At 63.8% G+C, this 17,552-nt stretch carries 14 protein-coding genes; 5 read left to right on the forward strand and 9 right to left on the reverse strand.

The window, feature by feature from the left end; all coding sequences use genetic code 11:
- Positions 1-162 precede the first annotated feature (162 nt).
- A complete protein-coding gene (gene hemC, locus ABIE49_RS31005; RefSeq protein ID WP_192735169.1) occupies positions 163-1,152 on the forward strand; it encodes a hydroxymethylbilane synthase in 990 nt (329 codons plus the stop codon).
- Here the strand turns inward: hemC and ABIE49_RS31010 are convergent.
- From ABIE49_RS31010 to ABIE49_RS31030, 5 genes are all read right to left on the reverse strand, one after another.
- Complete coding sequence (locus ABIE49_RS31010) at positions 1,149-2,108, reverse strand: sugar ABC transporter substrate-binding protein (RefSeq protein WP_192735168.1); 960 nt, start codon at positions 2,106-2,108, stop codon at positions 1,149-1,151. The two genes, hemC and ABIE49_RS31010, sit on opposite strands and share 4 nt — an antisense overlap.
- Positions 2,109-2,123: 15 nt before the next feature.
- A complete protein-coding gene (locus tag ABIE49_RS31015; RefSeq protein ID WP_192735167.1) occupies positions 2,124-4,661 on the reverse strand; it encodes a branched-chain amino acid ABC transporter ATP-binding protein/permease in 2,538 nt (845 codons plus the stop codon).
- Positions 4,658-5,533, reverse strand: coding sequence for a branched-chain amino acid ABC transporter permease (locus tag ABIE49_RS31020; RefSeq protein ID WP_192735166.1), 876 nt, complete (start codon positions 5,531-5,533; stop codon positions 4,658-4,660). Before ABIE49_RS31020 ends, ABIE49_RS31015 begins: the two co-directional genes overlap by 4 nt.
- Positions 5,534-5,617: 84 nt before the next feature.
- Positions 5,618-6,862: an ABC transporter substrate-binding protein gene (locus ABIE49_RS31025; RefSeq protein ID WP_192735165.1), complete on the reverse strand. Its 1,245-nt coding sequence runs from the start codon at positions 6,860-6,862 to the stop codon at positions 5,618-5,620.
- Between the two features lie 165 nt (positions 6,863-7,027).
- The gene (locus tag ABIE49_RS31030) at positions 7,028-7,921 is read right to left on the reverse strand and encodes an IclR family transcriptional regulator (RefSeq protein ID WP_192735164.1); all 894 of its coding nucleotides are present in this window, start codon (positions 7,919-7,921) and stop codon (positions 7,028-7,030) included.
- 202 nt (positions 7,922-8,123) lie between these two features.
- Here ABIE49_RS31030 and ABIE49_RS31035 point away from each other — a divergent pair, with 202 nt between their 5' ends.
- From ABIE49_RS31035 to ABIE49_RS31045, 3 genes are read left to right on the forward strand one after another with little or no spacing between them, the layout of a single operon-like run.
- Positions 8,124-9,923, forward strand: coding sequence for a thiamine pyrophosphate-binding protein (locus tag ABIE49_RS31035; RefSeq protein WP_192735163.1), 1,800 nt, complete (start codon positions 8,124-8,126; stop codon positions 9,921-9,923).
- A 19-nt stretch (positions 9,924-9,942) separates the two neighbouring features.
- The gene (locus ABIE49_RS31040; RefSeq protein WP_192735162.1) at positions 9,943-10,647 is read left to right on the forward strand and encodes an SDR family oxidoreductase; all 705 of its coding nucleotides are present in this window, start codon (positions 9,943-9,945) and stop codon (positions 10,645-10,647) included.
- Positions 10,648-10,673: 26 nt separating this feature from the next.
- Positions 10,674-11,102, forward strand: a complete 429-nt coding sequence (locus tag ABIE49_RS31045) for a cupin domain-containing protein (protein WP_192735161.1) — start codon at positions 10,674-10,676, stop codon at positions 11,100-11,102.
- Here the strand turns inward: ABIE49_RS31045 and ABIE49_RS31050 are convergent.
- The 4 genes from ABIE49_RS31050 to ABIE49_RS31065 form a co-directional block, all read right to left on the reverse strand.
- Positions 11,070-11,294, reverse strand: coding sequence for a hypothetical protein (locus ABIE49_RS31050; protein WP_192735160.1), 225 nt, complete (start codon positions 11,292-11,294; stop codon positions 11,070-11,072). The two genes, ABIE49_RS31045 and ABIE49_RS31050, sit on opposite strands and share 33 nt — an antisense overlap.
- 180 nt (positions 11,295-11,474) lie before the next feature.
- A complete protein-coding gene (locus ABIE49_RS31055) occupies positions 11,475-12,275 on the reverse strand; it encodes an SDR family NAD(P)-dependent oxidoreductase (protein ID WP_192735159.1) in 801 nt (266 codons plus the stop codon).
- A gap of 1 nt (position 12,276) precedes the next feature.
- Positions 12,277-12,831: a carboxymuconolactone decarboxylase family protein gene (locus ABIE49_RS31060; RefSeq protein WP_192735158.1), complete on the reverse strand. Its 555-nt coding sequence runs from the start codon at positions 12,829-12,831 to the stop codon at positions 12,277-12,279.
- A gap of 64 nt (positions 12,832-12,895) precedes the next feature.
- Positions 12,896-13,840 (reverse strand): hypothetical protein, encoded by a 945-nt coding sequence (locus tag ABIE49_RS31065; protein ID WP_192735157.1) that lies wholly within the window; start codon positions 13,838-13,840, stop codon positions 12,896-12,898.
- Between the two features lie 226 nt (positions 13,841-14,066).
- On the opposite strand from ABIE49_RS31065, the gene ABIE49_RS31070 reads away from it, so the two are divergent.
- On the forward strand, positions 14,067-17,540 hold the full coding sequence (locus tag ABIE49_RS31070) for an indolepyruvate ferredoxin oxidoreductase family protein (protein WP_192735156.1): 3,474 nt from the start codon (positions 14,067-14,069) through the stop codon (positions 17,538-17,540).
- Positions 17,541-17,552 lie beyond the last annotated feature (12 nt).

Consider the following 17,552-nt stretch of genomic DNA (forward strand, 5'->3'; position numbering starts at 1 on the left):
TGCAAACAACAGCCGCCGCGGCGTATGGGTCCCGGCGTTCGCCGGGACGACGAGAGAGAAGGCGGACTTGTCCCGCCGTAGCCCAAGGGGCGAAGGCGGATTGTCTTACCCGCCCCTTTGCTTTAATCCCCCACCCATTGACCGCCCCGAAACGGAGACCCTGTGTCAGACCAACCCCTACGCATCGGCACGCGCAAGAGCGTGATGGCGCTGGCGCAGACGGATGAGGTCGCGCGGCTGCTGCGCGCGGCCAATCCGGGGCTGAACGTCGAGATCATAAAATTCGAAACCCGTGGCGATCAGGACCAGACCAGCAAGCTGCTGCGCCATGGCGGCAAGGGCGGTGCGTTCGTCGCCGAAATCCGCCAGGCCATGCGCGCCGGCGAATTGCAGGCCGCGATGCATTCGCTGAAAGACGTTCCCGGCAATGAGGAGACGCCGGGCCTCGTCATCGCGGCGACGCTGCCGCGCGATGCCGCCAATGATTCACTGGTGCTGCGTCCGGGCCTGTCGCTGGAAACGTTCAGGGCCTCGCGCGGCAAGGGTTTCAAGATCGGCACCAACGCGGTGCGGCGCGCGGCCTATCTGCGCCGGCTGTTTCCGGAAGTCACCGTGATCCATTACCGCGGCGCCGCCGACACCAGGCTTGCAAAACTCGATCGCGGCGACATGCAGCGGCTTCCCGATGGCGGCGAGGTCGGGCCGGCGGATGCACTTGTCATGGCGCGCTCGGGCCTCGAGCGTATCGGAATGATTTCGCGCATTGCCTATGATTTTTCGGTTCATGAGATGCTGCCGTCGGTCGGCCAGGGCATCGTCGCCGTCGAATGCGTCGAGAAAGATTGGCTTACGCGCGGGTATCTTTCTGGCATCGAGGACGTGTCCTCGCGGTTCTGCGCCGAGGCCGAGCGCGAGGTGCTGTGGGTGCTGAACGGCCATTGCAATTCGCCGATCGCGGGTCACGCGACCATTTCCGGCAACGACATGACACTGACCGCTGCGGTGCTGGATGAAACCGGCGCGCGCTTCATCGAGGCGTCACGGACGGCGGCGGCGGACCGGCCCCGCGAACTCGGCCGCGCCGTCGGCTTGGAGCTGCTCGACAAGGGCGCCGCCGAGATCATCGCGCGCAACCGGCCGGAGGAGCATTAACGCGCGACCTCGCTCCATTCCGGGCAAGTACGCTGATCGACCGGCACCAGCCAGGCCTTGTAGTTGGTCTTGTCGATCACCTCGGCCGGCAGCATCACCTTCTCCGGCAGCGGTTCACGCTTGAGATGGCGCACCGCCGCCCGCGTTGCGGTGCAGCCGATCTTGAACATGTTGAAGTCGACGCTCGCGAGCATCCCGCCGGATTCGATCTGCTTCACCGCGGGGAGGATGCCGTTGATGCCGATCACGATCGCCCTCCGGTTCGCGGTCTTGAGCGCGTCGAGCACGCCGAGCGCCATGCTGTCATTGGCCGAGAGCACCGCGTCGATCTGCTTGTGCTCGGCCAGCAGCTTCTCCATCCCGCGCCTGGCGTCGGGTGTCTGGTAATTGCCGACCGCCGAGCCCAGCACCTCGATGCCGGGGAATTCGCCGAAGGCGCGCTGGTAACCGCGCAGCCGCTCGCGGTTGGTGGGGGCGGCCGGCGTGCCCTCGATGACGACGATCTTGCCCTTGCCGCCGAGATGTTCAAACAGATAGCGCGCCTCGCGATAGCCGATTTCGAAATCGTCGGCGCCGACATAGGTCACAAAACTGCCCGGCAGCGGATTGGAAACCAAGATCACCGGAATCCTGGCCTCGTTGAGCAGCTTCACCGAAGGCACCATCGCGACGTCGTCGACCGGAATGAAGATGATCGCGTCAGGCTTGTCCTTGATGACCTGCTCCACCATCGCCTTCTGTTCGTCGACATTGTCAGGCTGCTTCGGCACGAAGTGCACGACCTTTGCCCCGCTGGTCCGCGCAATCTGGTCGGCGGCAATGCGGAAGGCTTCATAGGCCGGGTTGGTCGAGTTCTTGGTGAATACGGCGATGGTCATCTGGTTGTCGGCCGCGGTGGCATTGCTGGCGAACATGGCTATCGCGCCGGCTACTGCCGTCGTCATCAAACGTCGCATCATTGCCTCCGTCGGTTACAGCCACAAGATCTTCTTACGGTACTCAAGATCAGACAGTAGCGGCGCGGCCGGTCCCTGATGGAATACCGCGCCGCGCTCCAGTGCGAAGACGCGGTCGGCCAGCGCCAGCACCAGGTCGAGATTGTGTTCGACGATCACAATGGAGGTGTGCCGGCGCAATTGGTCGAACACCCTGAACAGTTCGAGGATCACGGTCGGCGCCAATCCCTCAAACGGCTCATCAAGCAGCAGCAGCTTGACATTGCCCGACATCGCGCGCGCCACCGCCACCATCTGCTGCTCGCCGCCGGAGAGGTAGTCGGCCGCGACGTCCATGCGCTCGGCCAGCCGCGGGAAGTATTGCAGGATCTGCGCTTCGTCCCACACCACGCCGTTGCTGCCGTCGGTCTTGCGCGCGAGACGTCCGAGCGAGAGATTTTCCCGCACCGTCATGCCCGCGAACAGGCCGCGGCCCTGCGGGACATAACCGATGCCCATGCGCGCGATATCGGGCGCCGGCAGGCGGGCGATATCGGTGCCGGCATATTTGATCTTGCCCGACGACAGCGGCACCAATCCGGCGAGCGTCTTGAGCAGCGTCGACTTGCCGGCGCCGTTGCGGCCGAGCAGGGCGACGATCTCGCCTTCGCGCACGTCCAGCGAGGCGTCGTGCAGGATATGGCTCTTGCCGTAGAACGTATTGACGCCTTCGAAGCGCAGGACCTGCGCCGCACTCTCCCTGGCTTCGTCGGTGCGGCTGTGCTCCACCTCGGGAACGCCGGTGCCGGTATAGATTTCCTGCACCCGGCGGTCGGCACGCACCGCACTGGGCGGGCCGGTCATCAGCACTTCGCCCTGGTTCATCACGGTGACGGAGTGCGAGAAGCCGAGCACGCGGTCGATATCGTGCTCGACGATCAGCACGGGAATATTGGCGGCGACGTTCTTGACGAGATTCGAGACGCGCTCGCGTTCGGCCGCGGCAAGGCCGGCCAGCGGCTCGTCGAGCAGCAGCACCTGCGGCTTGGAGCCGAGTGCGATGCCGAGATCGACCAGCCGCTGCCCGCCATAGGACAGTTCGCCGCCTTCGATGGTCTCGATGCCCTCAAGCCCGAGGAATTTGATCAGCTCCGCGGTCTCGGCGTGGATGCTCTCGTAGCTGTCGATGTCGCGCCAGAAATTGAAGCGCATATCGCTCTGCGCCTGCAGCGACAGCCGCAAATTCTCGTAGATCGAAAGGCCCTTGAACAGATTGGTGATCTGGAACGAGCGCGCCAGGCCCTGGTGGCAGATCAGGTCGGACGGCACGCCCTGAATCTCGCGTCCGTTGAGCTTGATGGTGCCCTTGTCGGTCGGGAACAGACCCGAGACCAGATTGAACAGCGTCGTCTTGCCGGCGCCGTTCGGCCCGATCAGCGCATGGATTTCACCGGCGCCGACGCTAAGGCTCGCATTGTGGACGGCGCGGATGCCGCCAAAGCTCCGGGAGACACCATTCACTTCCAGCACGGTGCCGGTGAGTCCCTTCGGCATCAGGAAGGCCGGCAGCGGCAGGCCTTCGTAGATCTTGCGCCGGCTCATCGCTGCGGATTCCTCCGGCGCCGGCCACCAGCGCTTGCTGAGGCGCGCCCAGATGCCGACCAGCCCGTCCGGCGAGAACAGCACGAAGGCGACGAAGATCAACCCGAACCACAGCAGCCAGTCCGAGGTCCAGATCGAAAACAATTCGCGGAACAGAATGAAGAACAATGCGCCGAGCGCCGGCCCCAGCATGCTGCGCATGCCGCCGATCACGACGATCGCGAGCAGTTCGCCGGAGAACGGCACCGACACTGCCTCGGCGGAGACGAGGTAATTCTGGAATCCGATCAGTCCGCCGGCAAAGCCTGTCACCACAGCCGAGATCACGAAGACGCCGAGCTTGTAGCGCTCGACGGGATAGCCCTGGAAGGTAGCGCGCAACTGGTTCTCGCGGATCGCCACCAGCACATGGCCGAACGGCGAACGCACCAGCCGCAGCAACAGATAGAGCACACCGAGGCTGAGCACGGCGACGACGATGTAATAGTTGAGCGCGTTGTCGAGATCGAAGGCGCCGATGCTGCCGCGCTTCAGGCCGCCGAGGCCGTCTTCGCCGCCGGTCACCTTGGTCCAGCGGAAGGCGGTGGTGTAGGCCAGCGCCGCCAGCGCCAGCGTCAGCAGCGAGAAGTAGACGCCGCGCCGCCGCAGGATGACGATACCGACGGCTGCCGACGCGACCGCCACGACCACCAGTGACAGCAACAATGGCAGCCAGATCGAGCCGGGGAACCAGTTGAGCTGGATCAGGCCCGCCGCATAGGCGCCGATCCCGAACCAGGTGCCATGGCCGAACGAGACGAGGCCAGTGTAGCCGACGCACAGGTTGAGCCCCATGGTCGCGATCGCCAGCGCCACCACCATGGTGCCGGTGTTGTGCGACAGGCCGAGCGCCTGCATGCCGAACGGCAGCGCGATCAGCGCGAGGGACGCCAGCAGCAGCGGCCGGTATTTCGAGGCAGGCGACAGCTTCATTCGAATTTCTCGATACGCTCGCCCAACAGCCCGCGCGGCCGCACCAGCAACACCACGAACATCAGGACATACATCGATGCCTCGCCGGCGGCGGGCTCGAAATGGATGGTGATGCCGCGCACCACGCCGACCAGCAGCGCCGCGATCACCACGCCCCAGAAACTGCCGAGGCCGCCGATCACGACGACGACGAAGGCGACCGTGATGATGTCGGCGCCCATCGCCGGCTGCACGATGGTGATCGGCGCAAAGAACGCGCCGGCGAGCGCGGCCATGCCGACGCCGAGCATCACGATCGCGGTCATGTATGGCTGCAGCCGGATGCCGAGCGCGGCGACCATGTCGGGCCGCTGGATGCCGGCGCGCACCACGCGGCCGAAGGAGGTCTTGTGCAGCAGCAGCCATACGGCGACCAGCACCCCGATCACGACGGCGAGAATGAGGAGGCGGTATCGCGAAAACAGGAAGTCGCCGAGGAACACCGAGCCGCGGAGCGCCGGCGGGATCGCCGCCGAAATCGGCGGCGCGCCCCAGATGATGCGGATCGCCTGTTCGGCAACCATCGCAAGCCCGAACGTCACCAGCAGGCTCAGGATCGGATCAGCGGTGTAAAAACGTCGGAGGATGTATCGCTCGAACAGGATTCCCAGCATGGCCACCGCGATCGGCGACAGCACGACGGCGGAGCCGAAGCCGAGATATTTGGTGATCTCGACGGAGACGTACGCCCCCAGCGCGAAGAACGCGCCATGGGCCAGATTGACGACGCCGCCGACGCTGAAGATCAGCGACAGCCCGAGCGCGATCAGGAGATAATAGCCCCCGAGCACGAGGCCATTCACCACCTGTTCCAGCAAGAATGCGAATTGCATGTGGCTACCTTGAACAAGAGCGGCGCCGGCTGGTCGATGCCGGCGCCGCTCACGCCAAACGGGGCTAGCGCGCGAAGCGGCGCGTCAGGCCTTCATCTCGCAGGGGTTCTGCGTCCTGGTCGGATAGATTTTCTCCAGCGGCTCTGCTGCCACCGGCACGGCGTCGCCAAGCACCAGCATGTCCCACTTGTCCTTCATCTCGGCTTTCGGCTTGACGGTGAACGGATAGGCCTCCTGCACCAGCTGATGGTCCCAGGAGCGGAAATAGCCCTTGCGCGCCTTCATGATGTCGAACTCGGTCTGCTTTTCGAAATGCGCGATCAGCGCGTCGCTCTCGGTCGATTTGATCTCGTTGATCGCCTGCGCCAGCAGCTTGAGCGTGATGTATTCGATCCAGGCGTGGTTCTCCGGAGGCTTGCCGTATTTTTGGGTAAAGGCGGCGACAAAGGCCTTGGAAGCCGGGTTGTCGAGCGTGTGATACCAGACGGTCGGCCAGGTGCCGCTGAGATTGCCTTCGCCGGCGGCCCAGGCATCGCCGGTGTTGAGGTTGAAGCCGACCAGCGGGTAGGGGAAGCCGAACTCCGCATATTGCTTCACCAGGTTGGTGACCTGGTTGCCGGCGAGGTTGCAGCACACCACGTCCGGCTTGGCTTGCCGCACCTTCAGCAGGTAGGGGCTGAAATCGGTGACGTCGGTCGCGATCAGTTCGTCGCCGGCCAGCGTGGCGCCGTTGGCGTCGAAGAAGGTTTTGGTGGCTTTCAGCAGATCGTGGCCGAAAATGTAGTCCGCGGTCAGCGTGAAGAACTTCTTGCCCTTCACCATGCCCTTTTGATTGAGCGCGGTGCCGACGGCATTGACCATCACCGTGTTCGGAATGTCGCAGTGGAATGAGTAGCGGTTGCAGTTCTTGCCGCGCAGCGCGTCGGAGCGCGCGCCGGTCGAGAAGAACACCTTCTTGTTGCGCTCGGCGACCTGCATGATGGTGAGCGAGGAGGCCGAGGAGATTTCGCCGAGCAGCACCACGGCGCCGTCCTGCTCGATCATGCGCTGGGCCTTGGTCGAGGCGGTCGCGGGATTGACCGAGTCTTCCGAGATCAGGTCGATTTGCTTGCCCATGATGCCGCCGGACTGATTGATCTCTTCCGCGGCGAGCTTGACGCCGAGCTGGGCGTAGCTGCCGATCGCGCCGAGAAAACCGGTCAGCGGCACGAGATGCCCGATCTTGATCCGGGTTGCCTGGGCGCGAACGATCGCCGGAAATCCCAGAGCGGAAGCGCCGGCAAACGCGGCGCCCGTCTTCAACAAAGTACGTCGGCTGTAGCTGAACATGGCGGGTCTCCTCCCTGGGGGCGCGTCACGACGTCCTGCCTCCGATTCTCGCTCTGCGAGGATGTGAGAGACGTTCTTTTATTATTGGAGGATAATTTCGGACACAGCCGCGCCTGTCAACGCCAAATGCGTCACAGATTCGCTTCAAGCGATTGTGGAGAGGTGTTAGGAGGACTTCGCGGTGTCGCGGGCGCCGAACTCGGCGGACAGCCGGGCGGCGGCGGTTTGCACCAGTTTGGCGCGGCTTTTCAGCACCTGGTCGGACATCCGCCAGATCGGGCCGGAAATGCCGAGCGCCCCGATCACGTCGCCGGTAAAGTTATAGACCGGCACTGCGATGCAGCGCACTTCCGCGTGGTACTCGCCGTCGTCGATCGCGATCGCGCTGCGCCGGATTTCGGCAATCTCGCGCAGCAGCACGGCAGGATCGGTAATCGACTTGCCGGTCGAAGGCTTCAGTTCGACACGTTCGAGGAAGCGCTTCAACTGGTCAGGGCGCAGCGAGGCCAGGATGATCTTGCCGAGCGCGGTGCAGTGCGCCGGTCGCACCACGCCGACCCGGTCGGTGAGCTGGAACGCGCCGGAGCCGCTGGTGCGGGCAATAACCACGACGGAATCGCCCATACGCACCGCAAAATGCCCGCTCTCGCCGGTTTCCCGCGAGAGATCTTCCAGCACCGGTGTTGCGAGATTGACCATCTCGATTTCATCGAGCGCGCTGGCGGCGAGCGCGAACAACGGCCGGCCAACGCGGTAGCGCTTGGAATCCCGCTCCTGCCGCATGTAGCCCAGCGTGACGAGGGTCTTGGCAAGATGGAACGTGGTGGAATTATGCAGGCCGACAAGCTTGCTCAGTTCAGCGAGGCTGATGCCCTCGCGGTGGCGCGCGACTTCCTCGAGGATCGAAAACGCGCGCCCCAGCGACTGCACGCCGCCGCGCTGACGCTCCTCGGCGTCGTCGTCGATGTTGGGCGCGTTCGATTGCACCAGCCGGGCGACCGCCGTCTTGCGTGGCGTGGCGGGCTTCTCGCTCGTCTTCGGCTTGGTTCGCGATTTCACGGATGGGTCTCCAGGAAGGCAGGGCCGAATTCTATCAGGCTGTCCTCGTCAATGAATAGCATGATGCTCCGCTGCGGGCCTGTCCATCTCTATACCACAATAGCAATTGACGTACAGTATTATGAGAAATAGGTTCGCCCCTGGCGGCCGCGCTAATCAAGACGCGGCGTCCAGGCTTGTTGAGCAGGGAGAGAGTGATCCGATGGCGCGCAATATGCTCAACGGGGCCCAAATCATCGTCAACTATTTGATCCAGGAGAAGGTGCCGCAGGTGTTCGGCCTGTGCGGCCACGGCAATATCCAGTTCATCGACGCGCTGTACGAGCGTTCCGACGACATCAAGACCATCTCGGTCCACCATGAGAGCGTCGCCGGGTTCATGGCGGACGTTTATTACCGGGTGTCAGGGCGGCCGACCGCGACCTTCACCTCCTGCGGGCCGGGCTCGGCCAATCTGCCGATCTCGCTCGGCAACGCGTTCCTCGATTCGGTGCCGTTCATGGCGGTGACCGGCAATGTGCCGACCAGCCAGTTCAATCGCGGGGCGTTTCAGGAATTGTATCGGCACTATCAGGCCGACTTTCCCTCCACGGTGCGTTCCTATTGCAAGAAGGTGTTCCAGCCGACGCGGGGCGAGATGGTGCCGCTCGCGGTTCGGCAAGCCTGGAAGACGATGATGTCGGGACGTCCGGGTCCTGTTGTGCTGGATGTTCCCTTTGACGTGTTCATGGAGTCGGCCGCCGAGGAGGCGCCGAACGCGCAGGCCTGGAACGCCAACATCTCCAGCCGCTGCGGCGCCGATCCCGAGGGCGTGGTCAAGGCGGTCGACATGCTGCTCGCTGCCGAGCGGCCGGTGATGATCGTGGGGCAGGGCGTCCGCTATGGCGGCGCGGCCGAGGAATTGCTGAAGCTCGCCGAGCGACTGCAGATTCCGGTGGCGGCTTCCGCCAGCGGCCTTGGCGCGATCGACTGCAACCATCCGCTCGCGCTGGGGCTGGTCGCGCGTGCCGGTCATTACCAGGCCAACCACGCGACGCGTCAGGCCGACGTGCTGCTGGCGATGGGGATGCGGTTCGACGATCGCACCTCGAGTTCGTGGATTCCCGGCTATTCCTTCACTATTCCGCCGACACGGCTGATCCATGTCGACATCGACCCCGAAGAGATCGGCCGCAACTATCCGGTCGCACTCGGGCTGATGGCCGACGTGCGGACGTTCCTGCGCCAGGTTCATGCCGAACTCGATCGCCGCGCCGATCTGACCAAAAAGGCCGACAGCCGCAAAAAATGGCTGGCGCAGATCGATACCTATCGCAAGGAATGGGACAAGTTCGTCGCACCCGGATTTTCCGACGACACCATGCCGATCAACCCGCAGCGTGCTGCGCTCGAGATCGACAAGGCGCTGCCCGAGAATGCCATCCTGGTCAGCGACATCGGCGTGCACCACAATTGGCTGCTGAGTTTTTGCAAGCCGAAGCGGCCGGACTCGCTGATCGGTTCGATGGGGTTCGGCCCGATGGGGTTTGGTGTCGCCGGCGTGATGGGTGCGAAATTCGCAGCGCCCGACCGGCCCTGCGTATCCGTGTGCGGCGACGGCGCCTTCTTCATGCACGCCAACGTGCTGGGAACGGCGGTCGAATATAATCTGCCCGTGGTCTGGGTGGTCTGGAACAATTACGCCTATGCCTCGATCCGCGGGCTGCAGCGCGGCTATCTCGGCGGCCGCGAACTGGCGACCGACTTCCACGATCCCGTGACCGGCCAGCGCTACAATCCGGATTTTGCCGCGATGGCGCGCTCCTGCGGCGTCGAGGGCGTGCGGGTCGATCGCGCCGGCGATATCGGTGAAGCCATCCGCAAGGGCATCGCCGCCAACAAGCCCTATCTGATCGACGTCGATATCGCCGCCGACATCAATCCCACGGGCGCGGGCGTCTGGGAATTGCCCGGCCTGGGCCAAAGCAAGGCGGGCATCGGCACCCGCTATCAGCCCGTCTGACTTTACTTAAGGAGAGCACATGTTGCTTGCAGGCAAGAAAATCGTCGTCGTCGGTGGTTCCTCCGGTATCGGTCTTTCGACCGCGGAAATGGCCAGGCGCGAAGGCGCCGATGTGATTGTTTCGTCCCGGAATGTCGAGCGCCTCGACAAGGTGGCGGAAACGCTCAACGCGATCGCGATCCCGGCCGATGTCACCAGCGATGAAAGCATCGCAAAGCTGTTTCGCGCCTGCGGTCCGGTCGATCATGTCGTGGTCACGGCGGCCCAGCTGCGCACCGGTCCGTTCAAAACGGTCGCGATGGAGGATGTGCGGTCCACGATGGAAAGCAAGTTCTGGGGCGCATGGCGGGTGGCGCGATCGGCCGAGATTCGCCCCGGCGGATCGCTGACGCTGGTCTCAGGCTTCCTCAGCGTTCGTCCACGGCCGAATTCGGCCATCGTCAGTGCAGCCAACGGCGCGCTCGAATCGCTGGCAAAAGCGCTGGCGCTCGAACTGGCGCCGGTGCGCGTCAACGCCGTCTCGCCCGGCGTGATCGATACGCCGATCCGCGCGGCGATGCCCGAGGAGGCGCGCCGTGATATGCTCGCAAAGACCGCGGCGGCGCTGCCGGTCGGCCGGGTCGGGATCGGCGACGATATCGCGCGGCAGATCCTGTCGTTCATGGCGAACGGCTTTGCGACGGGATCTATCGTCTATATCGACGGCGGCGCGCTGGTGATCTGATCGTCGCGGTAACTGAGGAGCACCAAATGGCTTCAGAAGATCACGGCGCTTTCATCCGCAATATCGCCGAAGTGCCCTGGCGCGAATTCCCCAATCATTTTGGCGGCGCGCTGTCGAAACCGCTGGTCATGCCGGAGACGGCGGGCTCGCGTCACATCGACTACCGGATTTCGATGTACCAGCCGATGGCCCATGTCGCGCGCCACAAGCACAAGATCCAGGAACAGATCTATCACGTGCTCGAAGGCGAGGGGCTGATGGAAATCGCCGGCAAGAGCCACGTCGTGCGCAAGCACGATTTTATTTTCCTGCCGCCCGGCGTGGAACACGCCATCTCGAATTCCGGCCTGGTCGATCTGGTGTTCCTCGTCATCACGTCACCGGTGACGGATGACGAGAAGCCGTGTGACACGACGGCGACATTACGCCGCAAGATCAAGCAGCAGACACGATGAGCCTCTAATCAGCACCTTGCGTCCGTTTGACGTGAGGACCGGCACATCGCCGTTGATCGTAACGAGTCCAAGCGCAATCAGGCCTTGAATTGTGAATCGATTCATCCGCTGTGGCCGGGATGTGGAGCTGCGCAAGTTCTTCAACACTGCCCACTGGTCGGGCGTCAGATCGTAGTCGACTTCATCGTTCATGGCGTCCAAAGACTCCTCGCATTCTCAAGGCGCGTGATAGCCGCCGCTCATGAAATTCATGCGACCACAACGAGTCAGGATTTGGACGTGCGATGATGCGCCGTCACATCATCGTGTCATTGGAAACTTTCAACTGTCGCGAATCGTGACATGCTGCATTGCGTCAAGGCGCCATAATCCTTAACCGCGCCGCACGCTGGCGCCGCCGTCGACCGGCAACGTCACGCCGGTGATGAAACTTGCTTCGTCGGAGGCGAGAAACAGCGCGGCGTTGGCGACGTCCCAGCCGGTGCCCATCTTCTGGCGCAGCGGAACCTTGCTGTCGCGCTCGGCTTCGACCTCGGCGCGGGTCTTCTTGAATTCGCGTGCGCGGGTATCGACCGCCATCGGCGTGTTCATCAGGCCGGGCAGGATCACGTTGGCGCGAATGCCATACTGCGCGTTCTGGTAGGCGAGCTGTTCGGTGAAGGCGATCATCGCCGATTTGGTCGCCTTGTAGGCGACGTATGGATAGGTCGTGATCGCAGCCATCGAGGAGATGTTGATGATGCTGCCGCTCTGTTGCTGGCGCATGATCGGGATCACATGCTTGGCGGCGAGGATGCAGCTCTTCAGATTGATCGCGACGCAACGGTCGAACGCCTCCTCGGTGATGTCAAGCAATTCGGCGTCGCCGCCGGACAGGCTGACGCCGACATTGTTGTGCAGGATATCGACGCGGCCCCAGCGGCCATGCGCATCCGCCACCATCGCCTTGATGTCGGCATTTTTGGTGACGTCGGCCTTGAAGGCGATCGCCGTGCCCTGCTTGGCCGCGATCAGGTCGACGGTCTCCTGCGCCGAGTCGAGGTGGTGATCGACGCACAGCACCCTGGCGCCCTCGCGCGCGAAGGTGAGCGCGGTGGCGCGGCCGTTGCCGATGCCCTCGCCGGGGCTCTGGCCGGCGCCGACGACGATGGCGACACGATCTTTCAGGCGCATTTCATTCCACTCCCGGGATCGGGTACTGTTGCAGTACCTCTTTGTAATAGGGCTCGTTGTCCATCTTCATCGTCGCCAGCACGCGCACCACGGCGCAGTAGAACGCGATGGTGACAACGAGGTCGGTCATGTGCTCATCGGAGAGGTCTTGCTTGATCTCGGCGAAGGTCGCATCCGACATCGCAAGCTCGCGCACCATCTCGCGGGCGCCGCGCAAAATTGCTTTCGCCAGCGGTTCGAGGTTCGAGGGTTTGCCCTCGGTCTCGGCCATCATCGCCTTGATGTCGTCGTCGGTGACGCCGAACTCCTTGCCAATCTTCACGTGATGGGTGAATTCGTATTCCGACTTCTCCATCCAGCCGACCTGCAGAATCGCAAGTTCGCGCAAGCGCGGGTCGAGTTTGCTCTTGAAGCGGATGTAGCCGCCGATGCCGTTGAAGGCGCGCGCCATGTCGGGCGAATTGACCAGCAGCTTGTGCAGATTGGTGTTGCGCTTCAGCATGTCGCGATATTCGGGGGCGACCTGGTCGGCTTCGAGATAGGGCAGGCGTGCCATTTTTGTTGTTTTCCTTATTGGCAAGTTCGACTGGCCGCGCCGGCCGCGACCGCGCTAGGTCGGCTCAACCATAGAGCGCTTTGTGCTCGCTCGCGTAGTTGGCGTAGGAATCCTTGATGCTCGCGAGATTGAGCAGCATGGTGGCGACCGGCTTGTCGTCGCTGGCGAACACTGTGGTGCGCACCCACATGCTCTCGGTCCGGCGGCTGCCGCTCAGCGCAACGACCTCGCGTTCGGTGACGTAGTTCTCGCCGGCGAATAGCGGCCCGCGCAGAAGGCGGATCTCCTGATCCGCGAACAGTCCGACCGCGGGGCCTCGCACCGGCAACCGATCCTCACGCGCGCGGTATTGAAACAGCACGCTCAGCATCTCCATGGGAATAATGGCCCGGCCCCAGGGATTGAGTTCCTGTGAGTAATAGGCCGAAGGTTCGGTGATGACCTTCAGCTTCTCGGCCAGCGAGAATGGATAGAGATCGCCCATGTTCTGGTCGAAATCCATTTTCACCGTATGCCGGCCGGTCTTCATGCCGACCTTGAGGTCCCCGAGAATCACGGGGTCGGCGAGCGGCTTGAGTTCGCCAAGCCGCCGGTGAAGGGCGGTTTCCGTCCCATCGCCGCCGACGGATGCGGTGCCGCGCAAAATTTCGGTGCCGTCGCGTTTGGTCATGCCGATGGTGCAAACGGTCTGGCCTGGCTTCGGCTTCTCGATATTGGCCTGGACTTCCTCGCCTTCGAAAGCGGGATTGCGATAATGCGCCGAGAGGCAGCCGGTCTCGAACCAGGCCTGGCCCCAGATCCGTTCGCACAATGGCGCGAACTGGCTGAAATGGGTCGGGCCTTCGATGGTGCCGCCCTGAAAGCCCAGCTTCTGCGCGGTGGCATCGTCATGGATCGAGGCGTGGGAGTCGTAGACTTGGGCATGCAGCATCTGCGCCGGGCGACGCCACGGCCCGACGAGCACGTCGCCGCTTTCCAGTATCTCTGTCGTGAATGCCGCTTCTGTCATCTCTAGGTTTTCCTTGACGTCTTCCTTGGGCTCTCCCGTTTGCCGTCCAGCGTTTCAAAGAAGACAGGTTTCGGCAAGGGTGCGACCGTAATCCACATCGCAGCCGAGATATGTCCTGCCGCCATGCATTCAGGCTGGGCACGCATAGCAAAACCGGTGCATTCTGGCCTGAATTAGACCGGTTCAAAATCGCCGGCAGAGCGATAGACGCGATGGGGAGCGAAAAATGACGTTGATGGACGTTGGGCTGGACGACAAGTACCGGCTGGATGCGAAACGCATCTTTCTTTCCGGTACGCAGGCACTGGTCCGGTTGCCGATGTTGCAGCGCGAACGCGACCGCGCGCAGGGGCTCAACACCGCGGGCTTCATCTCGGGTTATCGCGGTTCTCCGCTCGGCATGTACGATCACGCGCTGTGGCGTGCGAAATCCTTCCTCAGGGAACACAACATCGAGTTCGCGCCCGGCCTCAACGAGGATCTGGCGGCGACGGCGGTGTGGGGCAGCCAGCAGGTCGGAATGTTCCCGGGCGCCAAGGTCGATGGCGTGTTCGGCATCTGGTACGGCAAGGGACCCGGCGTCGATCGTTCGATGGACGCGCTGAAGCATGCCAACTCGGCCGGCACCTCGCCCAATGGCGGCGTGATCGCGCTGGCCGGTGACGATCATGGTTGCCAGTCCTCGACGCTGGCGCATCAGAGCGAACAGGTGTTCGCGGCGGCACTGATGCCGGTGGTCAACCCTGCGACGCTGCAGGACTATCTCGACCTCGGGATTCTTGGGTTTGCGCTGTCGCGCTATTCCAGTTGCTGGGTCGGGTTCAAGGCGATTTCCGAGACGGTCGAAAGCTCGGCCTCGATCGTCAGCGATCCCGATCGCATCAAGATCATCATCCCTACCGATTTCGAGATGCCGCCGGGCGGGCTTGGCATCCGCTGGCCGGACGCGCCGCTGGAGCAGGAGCGCAGGCTTCACGGCCCGAAGATGCAGGCGGTCGCCGCCTTCACCCGCGTCAATCGCTTCGACCGTATCGTGCTGGATTCCAAGCCGGCGCGGCTCGGCATCATGGCGACCGGCAAGGCCTATCTCGACCTGCGCCAGGCGCTGGCCGATCTTGGTATTACCGACGCCGAGGCGCAGTCGCTGGGACTGCGCATCTACAAGGTCGCGCTGACCTGGCCGCTGGAGGAGCACGGCGCGCGCGCGTTCGCCGAAGGCCTGCAGGACGTGCTGGTGGTCGAGGAGAAGCGCGGCTTCATCGAGGATCAGCTGCTGCGCATCCTCTACAATGTCGATGCTACGAGGCGCCCCTCGGTGGTCGGCAAGCGCGACGAGACCGGCGCGATGCTGCTGCCAAGCGAAGGCGAACTCACGCCCACCATGGTCGCCGCGGCCGTGGTGGCGCGGTTGCGCCGGCTCGGCCATCGCAGCCCTGCGCTGGAACAGCGTCTGGCAAAACTCGAAGCGTTCGACCGGCCCGCGGAAGGCATTGGTGCCGCAAAGCTGCAGCGCACACCGTACTTCTGCTCGGGCTGCCCGCACAATACCTCCACCAAAGTACCCGAGGGCAGCCGCGCGATGGCCGGCATCGGCTGTCACGGCATGGCGCTCTCGGTGCCGAACCGCCGCACCGCGACGATCTCGCATATGGGCGCCGAAGGCGTCACCTGGATCGGGCAGGCGCCGTTCACCAGCGAACAGCATGTGTTCCAGAATCTCGGCGACGGCACCTACACCCATTCGGGCTTGCTGGCGCTGCGCGCGGCTTCCGCCGCCGGCGTCAACATCACCTACAAGATCCTCTACAACGACGCTGTCGCGATGACCGGCGGCCAGCCCGCCGAGGGCGGCCTGACCGTGTCGCAGATCGCGCATCAGGTTTCCGCCGAAGGTGCCAAGCGTCTTGCGATCGTCTCTGACGATCCCGAGAAATACCCCAGCAATTATTTCCCCGCAGGCGCCACTGTTCATCACCGCCGCGAACTCGACGCCGTGCAGAAGGAACTGCGCGACGTCAAAGGCCTCTCGGTTCTGATCTACGACCAGACCTGCGCCGCCGAAAAGCGCCGCCGCCGCAAGCGCGGGCTCTATCCGGATCCCCCGAAGCGTGTCTTCATCAATGAGCGCGTCTGCGAAGGCTGCGGCGACTGCTCGGCTGCTTCCAACTGCGTCTCGGTGCAGCCGCTGGAAACCGAACTCGGTCGCAAGCGCCGGATCGACCAGTCGAACTGCAACAAGGATTTCTCCTGCATCGAGGGCTTTTGTCCGAGTTTCGTCACCGTGCATGGCGGCAAGTTGCGGAAGGCCGATCGCGCCGCGGCGGACCCGTCGGCGTTGTTCGCCGATCTGCCGCAGCCGACGCTGCCGGCGCTGGACGGCGCGTTCAACATCCTCGTCACCGGCATCGGCGGCACCGGCGTCATCACCATCGGCGCATTGCTCGGCATGGCCGCGCATGTCGACGGCAGGGCCTGCTCGACGCTCGACTTCACGGGATTGTCGCAGAAGAACGGCGCGGTGATGAGTCACGTCCGCATCGCGCCGTCGGCGGACGATCTCGCCAATGTCCGGATCGGGCCCGGCAGCGCCAACCTCATTCTCGGCTGCGACATCGTCGTCGCCACCAGCATCCCGGCGCTGAGCCGCGCCGAGCGCGGCCTGACGCGCGCGATCGTCAACGCCGATCTGTTGCCGACCGCAAGTTTTGTCATCGATCCCGATATCGACTTCCAGGCCGGCGCGATGCGGGACTCGCTCAATGAGGCCGTTAGCGCAACCGATCTCGACATCCTCGATGCGACCGGTCTCGCCTCATCCCTGATGGGCGACAGCATCGCGACCAATTCCTTCATGCTCGGCTTTGCCTTCCAGCGCGGCGCGATTCCGCTGTCGCTGGAGGCGATCATGAAGGCGATCGACCTCAACGGCGCGGCCATCGAGATGAACAAGCTGGCGTTCTCCTGGGGCCGGCTTGCCGCGCACGACCTGCAGCGCGTCGTCAGCGCCGCGCGCTTCAAGGCGCAGGGCACAGCCCCGGTCAAGCGGACGTTGGACGAGACCATCGCTCACCGTGCTGGCTTCCTGACCGATTACCAGAACGAGGCCTATTCGAAGCGCTACCTCGCCGAGGTCGCGCGCGTGCGGGCCGCCGAAGCCAAGGCTTCGCCTGCAGCGCAGGACCTCACCGAAGCCTTTGCCAAGGGCCTGTTCAAGCTGATGGCCTACAAGGACGAGTATGAGGTGGCCCGGCTTTATTCCGACGGAGAGTTTGCCAGAGCGTTGAAGGAGCAGTTCGACGGCGACGCGAGCGTCAAGGTCAGCCTGGCGCCGCCCTTGCTGGCGCGCCGCGACAAGGTGACCGGGCATTTGCGCAAGCGCGAATTCGGCGGCTGGATCCTAAGGGCGTTCGATGTCCTGACGCGCTTCAAATTCCTGCGCGGCACCGCGTTCGATCCGTTCGGCTATACCTCCGAGCGCCGGATGGAGCGGGCACTGCCGGGCGAATATTCTGACATGATCCTCCGCCACCTCGACACGGCCAAACCGCAGGACTGGCCGCGGCTGGTGGCGCTGGCGAAAACGGCTGACCTCGTGCGCGGCTACGGCCACATCAAGGAGGCCAATGTCGCGCGCTACCGCCAGGAATGCGTGCGGCTGCAGCGCACGATCGGGCAGCCGGTTGCGCAAGCCGCGGAATAGGTTCCGGGCCGC

The sequence above is a fragment of the Bradyrhizobium sp. OAE829 genome (assembly GCF_040546575.1).
Lineage (GTDB): Bacteria > Pseudomonadota > Alphaproteobacteria > Rhizobiales > Xanthobacteraceae > Bradyrhizobium.